Here is an 18,382-nt window from a genome sequence, read left to right on the forward strand (position 1 = left end):
CCATGCAATGGGGGCGGGGTTAACAAACTTGGCCTTGCATACGAAGCCCTCTTCCGCCCAGGGGGGCTGGGTGGTTACAGAGTATCCATGCAGATTCCGAGTGCCGCCGGCGCAACCCCATCGATGGCCCAATGGTTCGCCATGAAGGCGGACCATCCCAACGCCTTGCTGTTTTTCCGCATGGGCGATTTTTATGAGCTGTTTTTCGCAGACGCCCAGGCGGCGGCGGCGGCGCTCGACATCGCGCTGACCGCCCGGGGGGAGCATAATGGTGCCCCTATTCCCATGTGCGGCGTGCCCGTTCATGCCCGCGACGCCTATCTGGCCCGGCTCATCCGGCGCGGGTTTCGCGTTGCCCTTGCCGAGCAGACGGAAGACCCAAAGAAGCGAGCCGGCAAGGCGCCCTTGCGGCGGGAAGTGATACGCATCATCACGCCCGGCACGTTGACCGAAGACTCGATGCTTGAAGCGGCCCAGCCCAATCTGCTGCTGGCCCTGGTGGAAGCGGACAAGCCTCGCGGCCGTGACAGGGCGCGGCCTGCGATAGGGGCCGCCTGGCTCGATATTTCAACCGGCCAGTTTGAAACAGCCCACCTCGCGCAGAGCGATCTTGCGTCCCTGCTCGGTCGGTTGGCGCCTGCCGAAATCCTCGCCGACAGCGCCATTCCACTGGGTCTCTGGGAGGACAGGCGCGGCCTTGATCTGCCGCCGGCCCCGCCGCGGGCCGAGGATGCCCGCGCTCGCCTGGCGCAGGCCTTCGGCGTCGCCAGTCTCGATGCCTTTGGCACGTTCACGGATCTGGAAGCCGTGGCCGCAGCCATGGCGCTGGACTATGTGCGGCTGACCCAGGCCGGGCGGCAGCCGCATCTGGCGCATCCTGCCCCGCAAGGGGAGCTTGGCGTGCTCGCCATGGATGCCGCCACGCGCGCCAGCCTCGATATCACTGAGACGCGCGCCGGAGATCGCAGCCAGCACACGCTGCTCGCCGCCGTTCGCCGCACGACCACGCCGGGCGGCAGCCGCCTGCTGGGCAGCTGGCTGCATGCGCCGCTGGCAGCTCTGGACGGTATCGCAGCCCGCCAGGACGGCTGGGATTTCATGCTCTCCCAGGTCGCGCTCGCGGAGGATTTGCGCCTCAACCTGCGCTCGGCCCCCGATCTCGCCCGTGCCCTCGCGCGCGTCTCGCTGGGCCAGGCGGGTCCGCGCGATGTGGCGGCGATCGCTCAGGGTCTCTCAGTCGCGGCCAATCTCGCAGGCCTGATGCCCGAGGCGCTGCCGCCGATCCTGCAATCCGCGCGGGCTTCCCTGGCCGCTCTGCCTGATCTGGCGCGCTATCTGGCCAGCGCCTTTGCCGACCCGGTGCCCGTCCGGCTTGAGGACGGTCGCGCGCTCGCGCCCGGCTTCGACGCTGCCCTCGATGAGGAGCGCCGCCTGCGGGATGAGCAGCGGCAAATCCTGGCTCAGGTGCAGCTCGACTATGCCGAGCGCTACGGCGTGCCCAATCTCAAGATCAAGCACCACGCCCAGCTCGGCTATGTTATCGAGGTGCCGGCAGCTGCCTCCGAAAAGCTGCGCGACCAGCCGGAGCTTGTCCTGCGGCAGGGTTTGGCTTCCGGCGCGCGCTTTACCAGTACCGAACTCAGCGTCCTTGATCAGAAAATCGCCGCCGCCGCGGAACGCGCCGCGGCCCGCGAAAGGGTCGTCTTTGACGGCCTGGTTGAGACGGTTATGCAAGCGCGCGATGCCATCTCGGATTGTGCGGCGGCACTCGCTTTGCTCGATGTGCTCCAGGCTGCCGCGCGGCTTGCCGAACAGACCGGCTGGTGCCGCCCGTTGATGACGGAGGGCGACGAATTCCGCATCGCCGCGGGGCGCCATCCGGTGGTCGAGGCGGCGCTGGCCGGGCGCGATCCCTTCGTGCCCAATGAATGCGATCTCTCCGCGGGCCAGCGTCTCATGCTGCTGACCGGTCCGAATATGGCCGGCAAGTCGACCTTTTTGCGCCAGAACGCGCTGATCGTCATCCTGGCGCAGGCCGGGCTGCCGGTGCCAGCAGCCTCCGCCACCATCGGGCTTGTCGACCGGCTCTTCTCCCGCGTCGGCGCGTCAGACGATCTCGCCCGCGGTCGCTCGACCTTCATGGTGGAAATGACGGAAACGGCGGCCATCCTGCATCAGGGCAGTGCGCGCAGCCTGGTGGTGGTCGACGAGATTGGCCGCGGCACGGCGACGCTGGACGGGCTTGCCATCGCCTGGGCCGTGCTTGAGGCCCTGCATAACACGGTGCGCTGCCGTGCGATCTTCGCCACGCATTTCCATGAATTGGCCCGATTGTCAGGCATAATGCCGCAGCTTCGGCCCGCGACGATGCGGGTGAAGGATTGGAAGGGCAGCGTCATTTTCCTGCATGAGGTCACCGAAGGCGCCGCCGGTCGCAGCTGGGGCGTGCATGTCGCCGCACTGGCCGGGGTGCCGGCGCCGGTCGTCAAGCGCGCGAGCGCCTTGCTCGCCAGTCTCGAAAAAGCGGGTCCGCTGACGCAATCGGCTGAATTGCCCTTGTTTGCGGCGGCGCAACAGCAACATGATGGTGCCCCCCAAGGCCCGGAGCCTGAAGCAGACCATCTGCGTCAGGCACTGGCCGAGATCGATCCTGAGCAGCTCACCGCGCGGCAGGCTTTGGATTGCTTATTTCGCCTCAAGGATTTGGCTTCTGGTACCTCAGCCGTGGATTCTCTAGCATCGTGACAATGTCCAGCGACACAACCGTTTCAAGCGCCACCTTGTCAGAAGCTCTGTCTGAGATCGCGGCGATCGATGGCAGCATCGCGCGTGAGGCCGCACTGGCTGCGTTTCGCCGTCATCTCTCGCGCACCCAGCACCAGTTGCAGCACGCCTTTGAGCGTGACGAGCTATCTGGGCTGACGGCGGCAGCGGCACTTGCTGGCCATATGGATGCGGTCGTCGTGGCGCTGATGGACTATACGACCACGGTTGCCCGTCCCAATGCCCCCGACCGCATGACGGTCGTCGCCACGGGCGGCTATGGCCGCGGTTATCTGGCACCCTTTTCCGACATTGATCTGCTGTTTCTCACCGAGGCAGACCCGTCGCCTGAGACGCTCGCGGCGGTCGAATTCATGCTCTATTTCCTGTGGGATCTCGGGCTCAAGGTCGGCCACGCGACCCGCTCGATCGAGGAATGCCTGACCGAAGCACGGAGTGACGCGACCGTGCGCACCACCCTGCTCGATGCCCGCTGCCTGGTCGGTGAGGTCCCGCTATTCACGGAATTCCGCCGCCGCTTCCGGGCCTTGTGCGTGGAATTGGGGGCGGCCGAATTCATCCGCGTCAAACAGGCGGAACGCGCGGCGCGCCATCGCCGTTATGGCGACAGCCCCTTCCTGGTCGAGCCCAACGTCAAGGAGGGGCGCGGCGCCATCCGCGACCTGCATTATCTGCATTGGGTGGCCAATTATGTCTTCGACATCGCCGATGTCGAAGAGATGCTGTCTAAGGACGGCCCCTACGGCCCCATGCTGACCTTGCGCGAGGCGCGCCACTTCCGCCGCGCGCTGGACTTTCTGTGGACCGTGCGTTTCCACCTCCACTACGTCGCGGGGCGGCCGGAAGAACGGCTGACCTTCGATCTGCAGCCCATCGTGGGCGCCCGCATGGGCTATACGCGCCATGGCGTGCAGGATGGGGTCGAGCGCTTCATGCGCCACTACTTCCTCACCGCCCGCGACGTCGCCCGCCTCACTCATGTGCTGGAGCCCGAACTGGTGCGGATCGCGCGCGGATCGCCCGCGGTGACGGCGCCCGTCGACAGCCTTCTCCTGCAGGCCGGCCTCATCCTCGCCGACGGCCAGCTGCTCTGCGCCGATACGGATGCGGCCGCCAAGAATCCCATTATCATGCTCAAGATCATGCAATTCGCGCGTGATCGGCATCTGCGCATCCATCCGCTGGCGCTGCGCTCGATGATCCGCAACGAGCGGATGACCATCCAGCTGCGCCGCGACCCTCAGGCCATGGCGATGTTTCTTGATCTGCTTTGCGGCAAGGATGGAGAGACCGGCCGGTCCGATGGTGCCCGCTGGATGACGCTGATGAACGAGACGGGCATTCTCAGCCGCCTCGTGCCGGACTGGGCGCGCATTGTCGGCCAAATGCAGTTCGACACCTATCATGTCTTTACGGTTGACGAGCATACGATCGAAGCGCTCCGCGTCGTCGCCTCGCTCGAGCGCGGCGAACTGACCGAGGCCGCGCCTGTCGCCTCCAGCCTCGTCGATCATTTGCAATCCCGGCGGGCGCTTTATACCGCGGTCCTCCTGCATGATATCGCCAAGGGCCGCGGCGGCGACCATTCGGTGCTCGGCGCCGAAATCGCTCTGACGATTTGTCCGATGCTCGGCCTTTCAGCGGAGGAGACGGAAATGGTCTCCTGGCTTGTGCTGCATCACCTGCTGCTCAGCCAGACGGCGTTCAAGCGCGATATCGATGACCCCAAGACCATTCTTGATCTGGTCGATACGGTGCAATCGCCCGAACGTCTCAAGCTGCTTCTGGTACTGACCGTCGCCGACATGCGCGCGGTCTCTCCCAAAGTCTGGAACGGCTGGAAGGCGACGCTGCTGCGCGAGCTTTATACGCGCGTCGCCGAGGTGCTGGCAGGTGGCCTCGCCACGACCGAGCGCGACGTGCGCGTCGCCCGTGCCAAGGAAGCGGCGGCCGAGCGCCTCAGCGACTGGACGGCGGAGGATATCGCGACCTTCCTCGATCTCGGCTACCCAGCCTATTGGCTGAGCTTCGATCCCGCGACGCATGAACGGCACGGCCGGATGATCCGCGATGCTAGCCACCGGCAGGCGCCGCTTAGCGTCCAGCATGAAGTGCTGCACAACCGGGCGGTGACGGAAGTCACCGTCTATGCCGCCGACCATGCCGGTCTCTTCAGCCGTATCGCGGGGGCGCTGGCCATTGCCGGAGCCTCGATCGTCGATGCGCGCATCCATACGCTGACCAGCGGCATGGCGCTTGATACCTTCTGGATACAGGATGCCAATGGCGGCATCTTTGCCTCGCCCCAGCGCCTGGCGCGCCTCTCCGTGCTCATCGAACAGGCGCTGTCGGGCAGACTGCGCATGGACAATGAGATCAGAGGCCTGTCAGACGCGCTGCTCGGTCAGCGGATGCGCGCCATTCATGTGCCGCCGCGCGTCGTCATCGACAATCATGCGTCCAATACGCATACGGTGGTGGAAGTGAACGGGCGCGATCGGCCCGGATTGCTGCATGACGTCACAGCCGCCATCACCGGACAGGGCATGCAGATCGCCTCGGCCCATGTCAGCACCTATGGCGTGCGCGCGATCGACGTTTTCTACATCAAGGACGTCTTCGGATTGCGCATCCAGAACGAGCGCAAGCTCGACAATCTGCGTCATGCGATTCTCGACGCCCTCGTTGCGGGCGATGTCACCGCCCCCAGCGACCCCGATGCGGAAAGTCTTGGCCGTGGCCGCTCGAAGGTCGACGCCGCCTGACCGATACCCCATATACCGTGCCGCTCGCGCCACTCCGGTGCGCACGGAATAGGAGTGCATGATGGTGCAGAGAACAGTCTCGCTTCTGTGGGACAGCGGATGCGGCACCGGGGAAAGCCCGACCTGGGACGCGGATGCCGGCCAGCTCTACTTCACCGATATCCCGAACGGGCGGCTGCATCGCTTCACGCCGGCCACGGGTGCGCGAGAGACCTGGCAATTGCCGGAAGTCCTGGGCAGCCTCGCGCTCTGCCGCTCCGGCCGGATTCTGGTCTGCCAGAAGCAGAAAATCATGCGCTTTGACGTCGCGACCGGCGGACTCGAGTTGTTGGCTGCTATCGACGAACCGCAGAGCAACCGGCTGAATGACGGTAAGGTCGGCCCTGACGGCTGCTTCTGGGTCGGCACCATCAATGAGGGGGCGGACGGTCTGCCCTCCGGCAAGCTCTACCGCATCACCCCGGCGGGCGAGGTGGAGATCAAGGTCGAAGGGCTGAAGAACTCCAACGGTCTCGCCTGGACCGCCGATGTACGCACCATGTACCATTCGGATACGCGGGGCCCCTGGATCGACATCTGGGATTTCGATGCCGCGACGGGCGCCATCAGCAATCGTCGCCGCTTTGCGGATGTTCCGAACGAGGAAGGCCGCCCGGACGGCGGCGCGCTGGATGCCGATGGCTTCTATTGGTCGGCTGGTTCCGGCATGGGGGTCATCAATCGCTTCGCGCCGGACGGTCAGATCGTCGAAAAAATCGCGATGCCGGTGCCCAATGCGACCATGCCCTGCTTTGCCGAGAACCGGATCTTCATCACAACCGCGCTACCAGGTGACGAAGTGAAACGCCGGCAATTTCCTGATGCCGGTGGGCTTTTTGAGATGCAGGTTGAGGTTCGTGGCGTCCCGGTGGGGCGGTTTGCGGATTGATCGCGCGGCACGGGCGCCATTGCGGCGGCATTGTGCCAAACGTGCCCTAGATCCGTCCAAACGAGCGTCTATCTACAGACTCACAAAGACGCCATCTGCAGAGTTGGTAATCAGATAGTTACAAACCTGCTCAACACTGGCGTGGAAAGGAGTTCTGATATGAAACTCTTGATGCATTCTCGGATTACCCGTGGTGTCGCGGTCGCTGCCATGATCGGTGCGCTTGGCGCTCCTCTGGCACTGTCTGCACCTGCCCATGCCCAGGGCTACTATCACGGTGGTGGCTGGAATGGCGGCTGGCACGGCGGCGGTGGCGGCTACTACGGTGGCCCCGGCCCGGGTGTCGCCATTGCCAGCGGTCTGCTCGGCCTCGCCGTCGGTGCTGCCGTAGGCAGCGCCATCGCAGCCCCGCCGGTCTATGCGGCGCCCCCGCCGGTCTATTACGCCCCGCCGCCGGTGGTTTATGCGCCGCCCCCGCCGCCCGTCTATTACGCGGCTCCGCCGCCGCCTCCGGCCTATTACGTCCCGTAATCGGCGGCTGACAGGCTGAGATAGACGCTGTCAACCCAGTCCTTGCCGAGCTGAAAGGTGGCTTTGGCTTCGCCGGTTTTGGTGAAGCCAAGCTGCCCCAGCAGCCGGAGAGACGCTTGGTTGCGCGGATCGACATCAGCGTCGAGCCGCTGAACATGTCTGGCGAAAGCCCGATCGATGATTGCGCGCAGGGCCTCCCGCGCGAAGCCCCGGCCCCAGTGGCTGCGATCCAGAAGCACGCCCAGCTCACTTCCCTGCCATAGACCGGCTTTGCCGATCACAGCACCGTTCAGCGTGATGGCGAAATCGTCCGCTTGGCCGGCAGCGACCGCGGCCATTGTCTCGGCCACGAAGCGCTCCGTCACGTCCGGTGCGGCGTGGGGAAGGGTGGACCAATAGCGCATGGTCTCGGCGTCACTCATGATCGCGAACAGTGCCGGCACATCGGCCATGGTCATGCGCCGCAAAACCAGCCGCCGGGTCGCGATCCTGTTGTCCATCACCCTCTCCTAAAACGAAAAAAGGGCGCCTCGCGGCGCCCTTTCTGTCGGTTCTGACCCTGGATCAGCGCGAATAGAATTCGACGACCAGGTTCGGTTCCATCTGCACCGGGAAGGGCACATCCGCGAGCTTCGGCGCGCGCAGATAGCGGCCCTTCAGGGCGCGGTTGTCGATTTCCAGATATTCGGGAACGTCACGCTCAGCGCTCTGCGTCGCGTCGAGAACGACGGCGAGCTGCTTGGACTTCTCGCGCACTTCGATCACGTCGTCATTGCTGACGAGGTAGGACGCGATGTTCACGCGACGGCCATTGACCAGCAGATGGCCATGGGAGACGAACTGGCGAGCGGCGAAGGGGGTGATCGCAAGCTTCATGCGGTACACGACCGTATCCAGGCGGCGCTCCAGCAGCTCGATGAGGTTTTCGCTGGTGTCGCCCTTACGGCGGACCGCTTCCTCGTAATACTTGCGGAACTGCTTCTCGCTGATATTGCCGTAGTAGCCCTTCAGCTTCTGCTTCGCCATCAGCTGAACGCCGTAGTCGCTGGGCTTCTTGCGGCGCTGGCCATGCTGGCCCGGACCGTAATCACGCTTGGCAACCGGGGACTTCGCACGGCCCCACAGATTGACGCCAAGGCGGCGGTTAATCTTGAACTTACTTTCGGTGCGCTTGGTCATGCGCGTCTCCTTCGTCAATACGCCAGTAGTCCATCCCGGCCTGCGTTGATCGGCTGATCGAACGGAAGCAGCAGAAAGTGCCCGGAAGGGCACTGCCTGCCTTGGGTGGCGGGGCAATCGGCGGAAGGCCGCTGATTGTCCACATTCCCGGCAATAGCGGCGGCTTCTAGGGAAGCGCGCCGCTGGAGTCAAACCGCGGCAGCCATGCGCCGGGGCGGAACAGGCCTTTACGCGTCCGGCTTCGCCTGATTGGACGTCGCACCACCGCGCGCGGCCGACCAGGCGGCCGGCGCTTCCAGGAACCGGCGAACCTCGGCCATCGCGGATTCGGGGAAATACGGCCGCTCGCGACAGGCTTCCAGAACGTCCCACCAGGTCGTCAGATAATGCAGCGCGATGTCGTTTTCGGCGAGCGTCTCCAGGCTGCCGTCGAAGACGCCATAGAAGAAGACGACAAAGGCGTGGTGGCACAGCGCGCCGGCATCCCGCAGGCTTTGCGCGAAGCGGATCTTGGACTGGCCGTCCGTCGTCAGATCCTCGACCAGCAAGGTTTCCTTGCCCTCGGGCACATCGCCTTCAATCAGCGAATTGCGGCCGAAACCCTTGGGCTTCTTGCGGACATAGGACATCGGCAGGCCCATGCGGTCGGAAATCCAGGCGGCATAAGGAATGCCGGCCGTCTCACCGCCGGCAATCGCCTCGATCGTCTCATAGCCAATATTCCGCTGGATCTTCTCGACCGCGAGCTGACTGATCTTGGTGCGCGCCTGCGGGAAATAGATGATGCGGCGGCAATCGATATAGACTGGGGATTTCCAGCCCGAGGTCAGCGTATAGGGCTCCTCGGGGCGGAAATTGATCGCCTTGATTTCCAGCAGAATGCGTGCGGCTGTCATGGCCGCATCGCGGTCCCAATCGCTCGCGTGGCCGGCCAGTTTGCGGGATAAGGCGGTCATTCTGATCTCCGATCCAAGAAGGCGCGTTTCTAGCGAATTCGGGCCGTGTCGCAAGGATGGTGTGGGCCAGACCCTATGTGGTCCATGGGTGGCAGCGCCGCACATCAGACTTGCTGGCTTGGGCTTGCCTTGAACCGCCGCCGTTATGGCGTTAGATCCTTCCTTCGTATACAAGCAATGGCAGGTTCGCGCGTGCGTGGGCCGGTCAGATTAGGAGCGGTTTCAGGATGGCGCGAGACGTAAGCACCATCGCTCGGCGTTGTGAGCGTGCAGTCGTGACAGCCTATCGTGAGCTGATGGTTCACGGTAATGGCGATATGGACTCCTTCCGCGCTTGCACCACGCTTTATCGTATCCACCATCCCGAAGCCTCGATGGATGAGGCGCGCCGTCTGGTCGCCGAATGGATCGACCATCATATCGTCCGCGCCGATAACGGTCCGACCAACGGATGCGAATGCCCCTGAGCCTCGCAGGACCCGGTAGCGATGTCCCTGTCTGAATGGTCCGGCGTTTCGCGCCCTGACCGCGTCACGCTCGACGGGCGCTATGCCCGGCTTGAGCCCCTTGATCCCTCCCGACACACGGATGATCTCTTCGCTGCCGCGACGGCGCCCGGTGCCGCAGACCGTTTCCGCTATCTTTTTGAATCCGAGCCGGACGACGCCGCAGAATTCTCCGCCTGGGTCACCAAAGCGGCAGCCGCCAGCGATCCGCTGCTCTTCGCGGTCATCGACCGCGCCAGCGGCCGGGCGGAAGGCCGCCAGGCGCTCATGCGCATCGATCCCGTCCATGGCGTCATTGAAATCGGCAGCATCCATTGGGGGCCGGCCATCGCCCGCAGCCGGGTGGCGACGGAGGCGCTCTATCTCTTCGCCCGCTATGCCTTCGAGACGCTCGGCTACCGGCGCTTTGAGTGGAAATGCAACAATCTGAACGAGCCCTCGAAGCGGGCGGCTTTGCGCTTCGGCTTTACCTATGAAGGCCTCTTCCGCCAGCACATGGTAGCCAAGGGCCAGAATCGTGACACCGCCTGGTTCTCGATCATCGATACCGAATGGCCGGCGCTCGCGCGCGCCTTCCAGGCTTGGCTGGCGCCCGAGAATTTCGATGAAACGGGCCGTCAACGGCAGCGTCTGCAAGATTTGCGGACAGCAAGCGCCGCCTGACTGCTGCTTCGGGATATGTGGGTCCTATGCCTCTCCGTACAATCGAACTGCATGGTCATCGCGGCGCTCGCGGACTTTGGCCGGAAAACACCATTCCCGGCTTCGCGGGAGCGATCGGCATCGGCGTCACAGCGATCGAGATGGATGTCGCCCTGACCCGGGACGGCGTGGTCATCCTCAGCCACGATCCCATTCTCGATCCCCTGCTGACGCGGGGACCGGATGGCGCCTGGATCGCGCCGCCCGGCGCCCTGGTGCGGGATCTCTCCTATGACGCCGTGACCGGCTTCGACGTCGGCCGCATCCGTCCCGGCAGCCAGCAGGAAGCGGCGTTTCCGCATCAGCGGGGCGCGGATGGCGTGCGCCTGCCCCGCTTGGCCGATGTCGTGGCGCTTGATCCCTCCGTCCATTTCGCGGTCGAGCTAAAGACCTTCCCGGATCATCCCGATCGCACCGTGCCGCCCGAGGACATGGCGGATGCGGTCCTCGCGGTGCTCGATCCGGCCGGCGTATTGCCCCGCACGCGGATCATCTCCTTCGATTGGCGGGCGCTGCGCTATCTGGCGAATATTCGGCCGGATCTCAGCCTGGGCTATCTGACAGACGCCGAAACCGTCGCGGATGCACGGCTTTGGTGGGGCGGCCCGGCGCCGGAGGATTTCGGCGGTTCCGTGCTCCGTGCGGTCGCCGCCGAAGGCGGGCGCGTCTGGGGGCCTGACTTCCGGGATCTGACCCAGGCTGAGGTGTCGGAGGCCGAGGGTTTGGGAATTCTCGTCAATCCCTGGACGGTGAACGAACCCGCCGATATGGCGCGCCTGCTGGACTGGGGCGTCGGCGCCCTGACCACAGATTATCCAGACCGCGCCAGGGCCGTAATGGCCGACAAGGGCGTCGCCCTCGCCTGACGACCGTTCGCTCTGCGGACACAAAAAAGGCGCCCGAACGAGGGGCGCCTTTTTCATGATCGGATGCGTCGATGTCAGCCGCGCTTGTCAGCCGGCACGTAGTCGCGCTGCGGTGCGCCGGTATAGATCTGGCGCGGGCGGCCGATCCGGTTGGCCGGGTCTTCGATCATTTCCTGCCACTGGCTGATCCAGCCGGCGGTGCGGGCCACCGCAAACAGCACGGTGAACATGCTGGTCGGGATGCCCATCGCCTTCAGGATGATGCCCGAATAGAAATCCACATTCGGATACAGCTTGCGCTCGACGAAATAGGGATCGGTCGTCGCGATATGCTCCAGCTCCAGCGCCAGGTCGAGCAGCGGCTCGTCCTTGATGCCAAGCTCTTCCAGCACCTCGTGGCAGGTCTGCTGCATGATCTTCGCGCGTGGATCGTAGTTGCGATAGACGCGATGGCCGAAGCCCATCAGCCGGATATGGCTCGACTTGTCCTTCACCTTGGCGATGAAGTCCGGGATATTGTCCTTGTGGCCGATCTCGCCCAGCATCTTCAGCACGGCCTCGTTGGCGCCGCCATGCGCGGGACCCCAGAGTGAGGCGATACCGGCCGCAATACAGGCGAAGGGATTGGCCCCCGTAGAGCCCGCCAGACGCACGGTGCTGGTTGACGCATTCTGCTCGTGATCGGCATGCAGGATGAAGATGCGGTCCATGGCACGGGCCAGAACCGGATTCACTTCATAGGGTTCCGCCGGCACGGCATTCATCATGTAGAGGAAATTCGCCGCGTAGCTGAGATCGTTGCGCGGATACATGAAGGGTTGGCCGATGGAGTATTTATAGGCCCAGGCCGCGATGGTGGGCAGTTTGGCGATCAGGCGGAAGGCGCTGATATCCCGGTGCTCGGGGTTCGTGATGTCCAGGCTGTCATGGTAGAAAGCCGACATCGCACCGACGACGCCGCACATGACCGCCATCGGATGGGCATCGCGGCGGAAGCCCTGGAAGAAGCTGCGCAGCTGCTCATGCACCATGGTGTGGTGCGTGACCCCTTTGTGAAAGGTGTCGAACTGCGCCTCGGTCGGAAGCTCGCCATGCAGCAGCAGATAGGCGACTTCCAGAAAAGTCGATTCTTCCGCCAGCTGATCGATCGGATAGCCGCGATGCAGCAGAATGCCCTCATCGCCATCGATATAGGTGATTTTGCTGGCGCAGGCCGCCGTGCCGCCATAGCCCGGATCGAAGGTGAAAACGCCTAGATCGGCGTAGAGCTTGCGGATATCCGCGACAGGCGGCCCCATGGTTCCATGCAACAGCGGCAGTGTCGCAGTCTTGTTCGTGCCCTCTAGCGAGACAGTCACCGCGTCCTTGGGTGTGTCGCTCATTCCGCCGCCCTTCGTTCTTCAGGTTGTGCGTGTGACCAGCGCCTCGGACGGCTGTCATCAGCTGCCAAAGGGGCCGGTTTTGAGAAGCTTTGACATAGGCCGGAGCGGCGATCCTGGCAATCTTCGCGCTTGCAGCATGAGGCTTAAATGCGGGCCAGGGGAATAGCCGTTCGGCTTAGAAGGGGGTAGACTTCGTCAGTCTCCGCCAAGCCGCCATCACCGCCTCGCGGCTGTCCCTGGTTTGGCCGATGCTATAGCCGTGAATGACGCCGATGGCTTCCGCCGCCAGCACCTGCTCGCGCAAAGGCGCGTCCGGTCCAGGCCTTAAGCTGGCAGCAAGCTCAGTCGAGACCGCACCGTCATTCAGCTGTCCCATGACCTCTTGGGTTTCCGTCAGCCGCTTGATCAGCTTGCGGGCGCTTTTAGCGGGCAAGGCATCCTGCAACATCTCCGCCTGATAGCGCAGTTTTTTGCATTTGATACGCAGCTCATGCAGCTCTGGTACCGGCATAGGGATAAGCTCACGCACCGGCCGCACAGTCTTTTTCCAGCGGCTTTCGATGCAGTTCAGGGCGAAGGCGCCGATCAGGTGGCCGGCCGGGCTGGGCACGGCAAGCGGCGGGACCTCATCCATGCTGATGGCGTCCGCCGACATATCCGCAGGAACCTGGTCGACCGCAAGAACGAGGGTGTCCTCAGTCTCCAGTCCCAGGCAAAGTCCGACCAGCCGCCAGGCGAGCAGACGGTAGGCGGGCCGGCGCAGCCAGTCGATCAGGGCCGCATAGGCCGCCTCGCGCCGCGCGGTCGCGGCACGGCGCAGCCAATTGATGGCAGGGTCCGCCTCGGGCAGCACGCGGGCCAGCGGTTCGACGGTCTCAGACAGGAAGACATCCCAGTCGCGGGCGGGGCCCAGCACGGCCTTCAGCCGCCCGAGCAGCGGCTTCAGCCGCTCCTCTGCGTCGCCCAATACGGGACGGAAAGCCAGCATCATGGCGCGGATGCGCCGCAGCGTGACGCGCGCCTGATGGACGGGTTCCGGTCCGCTGCGTCCCGCGATCTGGTCCAGCCGGGTCAGGAAGGTCTGCACGAAGCCTGAGGCAAGGATGGCGAATCCTTCGGCTGTCGACATGTCGGGGGCCAAAGCAGGGGGCGCCGGGGCCTTCAGCTTGGCGCCGCGCAGCAGCAGAACTTCGTGCGACAGGGTGGTGATGGCGGGCGCCACCGGCAGATCGGCGGCTAATGCCTGTGCCAGGGCGAGGGCCGCCGGGGCGGGACCGCTGATCGTCAAACGGGCGATCTGTAGAGTCGCTCCGCCGTCTTCCTGCAGCGCAAAGGATTCAAGCGCGCCGGTGACCAGGGTGCAGTCCAATGCCATGCCGTCACGGCTGACGGAGAAGCGCTGCCTCTCCCCGGTCAGGCGGCCGGTCTTTTGCAAAGGGCCGGGGATGGCATAGCCCGCTTCCTCCAGCCCGGCGGGGTTGACGGCGGCCGCGATCATGGCCGCGGCCATGCCCGGTCGGCGCGGCCAGCCCAGGCCCAGCCGTTCCAGCTCCCAGCCTACCCCGGTATCGGCCAGGGTCAGGTCGCGTGCCGCCAGGGCATAGCTGGACGTGTCATGCCAGGTCAGGCTGAAGGCGCGTGCGCGCGGACGCCTGCCGGTCCGAGATTTCAATCCCGGGTGCCGGGCCAGTTTCGCAAGCGCGGTCGGCGCGCAGACCAGTTCCAGCACCACGGATGCGGCGCGCACGGGCGGGATGGGCACCGGCGTCATGTCAGGCATTATATCGCTGCTTGCTGCGACAGATCGTGCGGGGTCAGGAAGCGCACCAAACGCGCGCCCTGCGGCAGGGCCTGCCAGGCCCCGGCGACCGAAAACTCCGCCAGCGCCGCTGTCGGAAACCCCCGCGCCACGCGCATCGTATCCGGCTGGCCGAGCGTCAGGGCATGGGCCCCGATTAACATCATCGCGAGATCATGCAGTCCGGGATTGTGGGCGATGATCATGATGCTACCGGTATCGGGTGGCGCCCCGGCAATCTGCTCCAAAATCTGGCGCGGGCTTGCCAGATAGAGATCGTTCTTCCGAACGACGCGCGACCTTTCGGCCAGCGGCTCCAGCTGCTCCAGGGTTTCGCGGGTGCGGCGAGAGGAGGAGACAAGGATGAGATCGGGACTCAAACCCAAAGTAGCGAGCGCACCGCGCAGCGTCGCGGCAGCGGAGCGCCCTTCCGCATCCAGTGGCCGATCATGATCGTTGAGACTGGTATCGTCCCAACTGGATTTTGCGTGGCGCAAAAGGAGGAGCTGGCGCATGGCCGTAACTCTGCCATGGAATTCCCCGCCTGTCGCCAGCTACTGCGCCTGGAGCGCGCGCAAGGCCCCTGGTCCCGCCAAATTGTCGTACAGCCGGCCTGGCGTTTGGGGCAGGTCGCGCCACATCCGCCCGGAGACGGGTCTACCCTCCCCAGCCAAGGAGAAAATGATGATCATGAAACCATGCGGCGATACCTATCCGGGCCAGGCGAAGCCCGCCACCATCTGGAGGTGCCGGCGTGACAGCGAACAGCGTTAATTTCCGGCAGGCTCGCGCGGCGGGGGCCGCCGCGGGGCAGTCTGCGCTCGACCGCCGCGCCCTCCTCGGTCTCGGCCTGGGCGGCGCCACTCTTCTCATGGCCGGCCCGGTCCGCGCTCAGTCTATTCCGCCCAGCGGCCAGCTCGCTTTCGATCTCGTCCGCAATGGCAGTCATATCGGGCGTGAGACGGTCACCTTCCAGCAATCAGGCAGCCAGCTGACGGTCTTCGTTGAAGTTGCAATTCGCGTCACCCTCGCGATGATCACGGTCTATCGGCTGCATCATCACGCAACCGAAACCTGGGACGATGGCCGTCTCCTCAGCTTCGCCGCGACGACGCAGAAGAACGGCCGCAATTTCTACGCGCAAGGGTGGCGGGTGAACGACACGTTCATGGTCCGTGGCACGGCCCACCCGGATGGCTATCAGGCGCCGCCGGGCGCTCTGCCCACTTCCCAGTGGAATCACGCCATGCTCGCGGGGCCAATGATCAACACCCAGGACGGGCGGCTCATGCGCCCTACGGTGACGCCGGAGGGCGAAACCAAAGTGGCGCTTGCCGATGGCAGTCTCATGCCGGCCCGGCGCTTCAATGCGCGCGGGGATTTGCATTTCGATACCTATTTCAGCGACAGTTGGGAGTGGGTGGGCTTGTCTTTCCGTGCGGAAGACGGTTCGATCGTGACCTACGAAAAACTCTGAGGTCCGGTTTTGAGCCAGCTGAAGATCGCGATCGAGCAGGTCACGCCGTTCCGGCAGAACTGTACGATCATCTGGGACGACGCGACCAAGCACGGCGTCGTCGTCGATCCGGGCGGCGAGGTCGATCGGCTGATGGAAACCATCACGACCTTCGGCTTGCATATAGACCAGATCCTGCTCACGCACGGTCATATCGATCATGCCGGTGGTGCGGCGCGGCTGCGCGATGTGCTCTCCGCCCGCGACGGCCTGCCGGTGCCGATCTGGGGGCCCAGCGAGGAGGATCAATTCCTGCTCGACGGTCTGCAGGTCACGGGCGAGGGATACGGGATCAAGGATGCGCGGGCAGTCACCCCCGATCGCTGGCTGCATGAAGGCGATCACGTCGTCATCGCCGGGCATAAGTTCGAGGTTCTGCACTGCCCGGGCCATACGCCCGGCCATATCGTCTTTATCGACCGCAAGCTCGGCTTCGGCATATTCGGGGACGTGCTGTTTCGCGGCTCCGTCGGCCGGACGGATTTCCCCTATGGGGATTCCGAGCGGCTGCTGACGTCGATCCGCGAAAAGCTTCTGGTCCTGGATGACGAGGTCGTCTTTATCTGCGGTCACGGAGCGCGCTCGACCATCGGCCAGGAGCGCCAGACCAATCCCTTCGTCGGCGTTCAGGCATGAGCGCACCGGATGCCGTCCCTGGCCGTTGGCGGCTGGACGGCGTGCAGGTGATTCGTGGCGATCAGCTGGATGGCAATACGGCGCAGACGCCCGGCATGGCGCGGGCCGCCGCCATCACGGCCGCGCGCAACGGCGCTCAGAAAATCTGGGCTGGCACGGTCACCATCGCCCCTGACGCCAAGACCGGCGCCCATCATCATGGTGATCTGGAAAGTGTCATCTTCGTGCTGCGGGGACGCGCACGGATGCGCTGGGGAGAGACACTGGAATTCGTGGCCGAGGCCGGCCCCGGGGATTTCATCTTCGTGCCGCCTTTCGTGCCGCATCAGGAAATCAATGCTGGCACCGATGAGCCGCTGGAATGTGTGCTCGTGCGCAGCGGCGGGGAGGCGGTGGTTGTCAACCTTGACATCGAACCGGTCGAAAAGCCCGAAAGTGTGGCCTGGATCGATCCCATCCATCGCCATCCGTAAAGCGTAAACCTGGTCGCGCACATTGCCGCTGCCTTGGCAATTCCTCTCTAAACTGACAGGATATCGCTAACAGGGACGGCCGGTGGTCGCCCTGCCTGTCACAAGAACAAGGTGGGGGGACGGATGTCCGACACTCGAAACGCCAGTAAGGTGGTGCTCGCGGCCTATCTCGGCTGGACACTCGACGCTTTCGATTTTTTTATTATGATCTTCGTGTTCGATGACGTGGCGAAGACATTTGGTGTTGGTCTGACAACGGCAAGCCTTGCCATCACGCTTACCTTGTTGATGCGTGCGGTCGGCGCCCTGATCTTCGGCCGGCTCGCCGATAAATACGGCCGCCGCCCGGTGATGATGTTCAATATCCTCTGCTTTTCGGCGCTCGAGCTGCTATCCGGTCTCGCCCCGACCCTGATCTCCTTCATGGTATTGCGGGCTTTGTTCGGCATCGCCATGGGCGGCGAATGGGGCGTTGGCGCCTCCATGACCATGGAAAGCATTCCGGCCAAGTGGCGCGGCTGGGTCTCTGGCCTGCTGCAGGCAGGCTATCCCAGCGGCTATCTGCTGGCGACCATCGCCTTCGGCGTGCTCTATCCCTATATCGGTTGGCGCGGACTCTTCATCGTGGGCGCCTTGCCCGCACTGCTCGTCGTCTACATCCGCCGCAATGTGCCGGAAAGCCCCGATTGGCATGCCCGCCAGGCAACTCCCAGGACGCCGATCAGCCAGGTCCTGCGCCGCCATGCCGGGCTCACCATCTATGCCGTGATTCTGATGACCGCGTTCAACTTCTTCAGCCACGGCACGCAGGATATCTATCCCAAAGCCTTTCTGAAGGTTCAGCATGGCTTCAGCCACGGCACCATCACCGCCATCGCCATCACCTATAATATCGGGGCCATGCTGGGTGGTCTGACCTTCGGCGCGCTGTCGCAGAAAATCGGCCGCAGGCGCGCCATCGTCATCGCAGCGCTCCTGTCCCTGCCGATCATCCCGCTCTGGGCCTTCTCACAATCCCCCTGGCTGCTGGCGCTCGGCGCCTTCCTCATGCAGTTCATGGTGCAGGGCGCCTGGGGCGTGATCCCCGCCCATCTCAATGAGCTGTCCCCGTCGGATATTCGCGGCACTTTCCCGGGCTTCGTCTATCAGCTGGGCAATTTCCTCGCCTCGTACAACGCGACGCTGCAAACCAAGATCGGCGCCCACTACGGGCACGACTATAGCTATGCCCTGGCAGGGGTGGCCGCCGTGGTCGCGGTCGTCATCGCCGTTCTGGTCGGCTTCGGGGTCGAGCGCCGGGACCTCAAGATGGGGAATGAAGCTTAGAGCGGCGCTCTCCACCCGCCGCTCCGACATAGGT

17 protein-coding genes are annotated in these 18,382 nt (G+C 64.3%); 11 read left to right on the forward strand and 6 right to left on the reverse strand.

What is annotated here, in order from left to right:
- Window positions 1-87: 87 nt before the first annotated feature.
- The 4 genes from mutS to AC3G7M_RS08580 all read left to right on the forward strand — a co-directional run bounded on the left by mutS (window position 88) and on the right by AC3G7M_RS08580 (window position 7,008).
- Window positions 88-2,745: a DNA mismatch repair protein MutS gene (gene mutS / locus AC3G7M_RS08565; protein WP_489215632.1), complete on the forward strand. Its 2,658-nt coding sequence runs from the start codon at window positions 88-90 to the stop codon at window positions 2,743-2,745.
- Between the two features lie 2 nt (window positions 2,746-2,747).
- Entirely contained in the window at window positions 2,748-5,549 is a 2,802-nt protein-coding gene (locus AC3G7M_RS08570; protein WP_489215634.1) for a [protein-PII] uridylyltransferase, read from the forward strand.
- A 58-nt stretch (window positions 5,550-5,607) separates the two neighbouring features.
- A complete protein-coding gene (locus tag AC3G7M_RS08575) occupies window positions 5,608-6,477 on the forward strand; it encodes an SMP-30/gluconolactonase/LRE family protein (RefSeq protein WP_489215636.1) in 870 nt (289 codons plus the stop codon).
- A gap of 159 nt (window positions 6,478-6,636) precedes the next feature.
- Window positions 6,637-7,008 (forward strand): hypothetical protein, encoded by a 372-nt coding sequence (locus AC3G7M_RS08580; RefSeq protein WP_489215638.1) that lies wholly within the window; start codon window positions 6,637-6,639, stop codon window positions 7,006-7,008.
- Here AC3G7M_RS08580 and AC3G7M_RS08585 read toward each other — a convergent pair.
- The 3 genes from AC3G7M_RS08585 to AC3G7M_RS08595 form a co-directional block, all read right to left on the reverse strand.
- Entirely contained in the window at window positions 6,996-7,508 is a 513-nt protein-coding gene (locus AC3G7M_RS08585) for a GNAT family N-acetyltransferase (protein WP_489215640.1), read from the reverse strand. The two genes, AC3G7M_RS08580 and AC3G7M_RS08585, sit on opposite strands and share 13 nt — an antisense overlap.
- Before the next feature lie 64 nt (window positions 7,509-7,572).
- Entirely contained in the window at window positions 7,573-8,187 is a 615-nt protein-coding gene (gene rpsD, locus AC3G7M_RS08590; RefSeq protein WP_489215642.1) for a 30S ribosomal protein S4, read from the reverse strand.
- A gap of 227 nt (window positions 8,188-8,414) precedes the next feature.
- Window positions 8,415-9,143: an orotate phosphoribosyltransferase gene (locus AC3G7M_RS08595; protein ID WP_489215644.1), complete on the reverse strand. Its 729-nt coding sequence runs from the start codon at window positions 9,141-9,143 to the stop codon at window positions 8,415-8,417.
- Between the two features lie 227 nt (window positions 9,144-9,370).
- Between AC3G7M_RS08595 and AC3G7M_RS08600 the strand changes: the two genes are divergently transcribed.
- The 3 genes from AC3G7M_RS08600 to AC3G7M_RS08610 are packed head-to-tail and all read left to right on the forward strand — an operon-like array spanning window position 9,371 to window position 11,217.
- Window positions 9,371-9,610 (forward strand): hypothetical protein, encoded by a 240-nt coding sequence (locus AC3G7M_RS08600; RefSeq protein WP_489215646.1) that lies wholly within the window; start codon window positions 9,371-9,373, stop codon window positions 9,608-9,610.
- 21 nt (window positions 9,611-9,631) lie between these two features.
- On the forward strand, window positions 9,632-10,312 hold the full coding sequence (locus AC3G7M_RS08605; protein WP_489215648.1) for a GNAT family N-acetyltransferase: 681 nt from the start codon (window positions 9,632-9,634) through the stop codon (window positions 10,310-10,312).
- A gap of 26 nt (window positions 10,313-10,338) precedes the next feature.
- A complete protein-coding gene (locus tag AC3G7M_RS08610) occupies window positions 10,339-11,217 on the forward strand; it encodes a glycerophosphodiester phosphodiesterase (protein ID WP_489215650.1) in 879 nt (292 codons plus the stop codon).
- Between the two features lie 74 nt (window positions 11,218-11,291).
- Here the strand turns inward: AC3G7M_RS08610 and gltA are convergent, their stop codons facing one another.
- From gltA to AC3G7M_RS08625, 3 genes are all read right to left on the reverse strand, one after another.
- Window positions 11,292-12,599 carry a citrate synthase gene (gene gltA, locus AC3G7M_RS08615; protein WP_489215651.1) on the reverse strand — a complete coding sequence of 436 codons (1,308 nt, stop codon included), beginning with the start codon at window positions 12,597-12,599 and terminating at the stop codon, window positions 11,292-11,294.
- 175 nt (window positions 12,600-12,774) lie between these two features.
- Window positions 12,775-14,379: a CHAD domain-containing protein gene (locus tag AC3G7M_RS08620; RefSeq protein ID WP_489215653.1), complete on the reverse strand. Its 1,605-nt coding sequence runs from the start codon at window positions 14,377-14,379 to the stop codon at window positions 12,775-12,777.
- Window positions 14,379-14,912: a SixA phosphatase family protein gene (locus tag AC3G7M_RS08625; protein ID WP_489215655.1), complete on the reverse strand. Its 534-nt coding sequence runs from the start codon at window positions 14,910-14,912 to the stop codon at window positions 14,379-14,381. The genes AC3G7M_RS08620 and AC3G7M_RS08625 overlap by 1 nt, the downstream gene beginning before the upstream one ends.
- A gap of 239 nt (window positions 14,913-15,151) precedes the next feature.
- On the opposite strand from AC3G7M_RS08625, the gene AC3G7M_RS08630 reads away from it, so the two are divergent.
- The 4 genes from AC3G7M_RS08630 to AC3G7M_RS08645 all read left to right on the forward strand — a co-directional run bounded on the left by AC3G7M_RS08630 (window position 15,152) and on the right by AC3G7M_RS08645 (window position 18,348).
- Window positions 15,152-15,874 (forward strand): DUF6134 family protein, encoded by a 723-nt coding sequence (locus AC3G7M_RS08630; RefSeq protein ID WP_489215656.1) that lies wholly within the window; start codon window positions 15,152-15,154, stop codon window positions 15,872-15,874.
- A 9-nt stretch (window positions 15,875-15,883) separates the two neighbouring features.
- Window positions 15,884-16,549, forward strand: a complete 666-nt coding sequence (locus AC3G7M_RS08635) for an MBL fold metallo-hydrolase (protein WP_489215658.1) — start codon at window positions 15,884-15,886, stop codon at window positions 16,547-16,549.
- The gene (locus tag AC3G7M_RS08640) at window positions 16,546-17,022 is read left to right on the forward strand and encodes a cupin domain-containing protein (RefSeq protein WP_489215660.1); all 477 of its coding nucleotides are present in this window, start codon (window positions 16,546-16,548) and stop codon (window positions 17,020-17,022) included. The genes AC3G7M_RS08635 and AC3G7M_RS08640 overlap by 4 nt, the downstream gene beginning before the upstream one ends.
- A gap of 123 nt (window positions 17,023-17,145) precedes the next feature.
- The gene (locus AC3G7M_RS08645) at window positions 17,146-18,348 is read left to right on the forward strand and encodes an MFS transporter (RefSeq protein WP_489215662.1); all 1,203 of its coding nucleotides are present in this window, start codon (window positions 17,146-17,148) and stop codon (window positions 18,346-18,348) included.
- The last annotated feature ends 34 nt before the right edge of the window (window positions 18,349-18,382 follow it).

This window comes from Acidisoma sibiricum (assembly GCF_057837225.1).

Bases quoted from the DNA above. Each gene is read 5' to 3' on its own strand.
- rpsD (WP_489215642.1), bottom strand. From the start codon at position 8,187: ATGACCAAGCGCACCGAAAGTAAGTTCAAGATTAACCGCCGCCTTGGC.
- AC3G7M_RS08585 (WP_489215640.1), bottom strand. From the start codon at position 7,508: ATGGACAACAGGATCGCGACCCGGCGGCTGGTTTTGCGGCGCATGACC.
- AC3G7M_RS08645 (WP_489215662.1), top strand. From the start codon at position 17,146: ATGTCCGACACTCGAAACGCCAGTAAGGTGGTGCTCGCGGCCTATCTC.
- AC3G7M_RS08595 (WP_489215644.1), bottom strand. From the start codon at position 9,143: ATGACCGCCTTATCCCGCAAACTGGCCGGCCACGCGAGCGATTGGGAC.
- AC3G7M_RS08640 (WP_489215660.1), top strand. From the start codon at position 16,546: ATGAGCGCACCGGATGCCGTCCCTGGCCGTTGGCGGCTGGACGGCGTG.
- mutS (WP_489215632.1), top strand. From the start codon at position 88: ATGCAGATTCCGAGTGCCGCCGGCGCAACCCCATCGATGGCCCAATGG.
- AC3G7M_RS08600 (WP_489215646.1), top strand. From the start codon at position 9,371: ATGGCGCGAGACGTAAGCACCATCGCTCGGCGTTGTGAGCGTGCAGTC.
- AC3G7M_RS08605 (WP_489215648.1), top strand. From the start codon at position 9,632: ATGTCCCTGTCTGAATGGTCCGGCGTTTCGCGCCCTGACCGCGTCACG.
- AC3G7M_RS08625 (WP_489215655.1), bottom strand. From the start codon at position 14,912: ATGCGCCAGCTCCTCCTTTTGCGCCACGCAAAATCCAGTTGGGACGAT.
- AC3G7M_RS08575 (WP_489215636.1), top strand. From the start codon at position 5,608: ATGATGGTGCAGAGAACAGTCTCGCTTCTGTGGGACAGCGGATGCGGC.
- gltA (WP_489215651.1), bottom strand. From the start codon at position 12,599: ATGAGCGACACACCCAAGGACGCGGTGACTGTCTCGCTAGAGGGCACG.
- AC3G7M_RS08620 (WP_489215653.1), bottom strand. From the start codon at position 14,379: ATGCCTGACATGACGCCGGTGCCCATCCCGCCCGTGCGCGCCGCATCC.
- AC3G7M_RS08580 (WP_489215638.1), top strand. From the start codon at position 6,637: ATGAAACTCTTGATGCATTCTCGGATTACCCGTGGTGTCGCGGTCGCT.
- AC3G7M_RS08610 (WP_489215650.1), top strand. From the start codon at position 10,339: ATGCCTCTCCGTACAATCGAACTGCATGGTCATCGCGGCGCTCGCGGA.
- AC3G7M_RS08570 (WP_489215634.1), top strand. From the start codon at position 2,748: ATGTCCAGCGACACAACCGTTTCAAGCGCCACCTTGTCAGAAGCTCTG.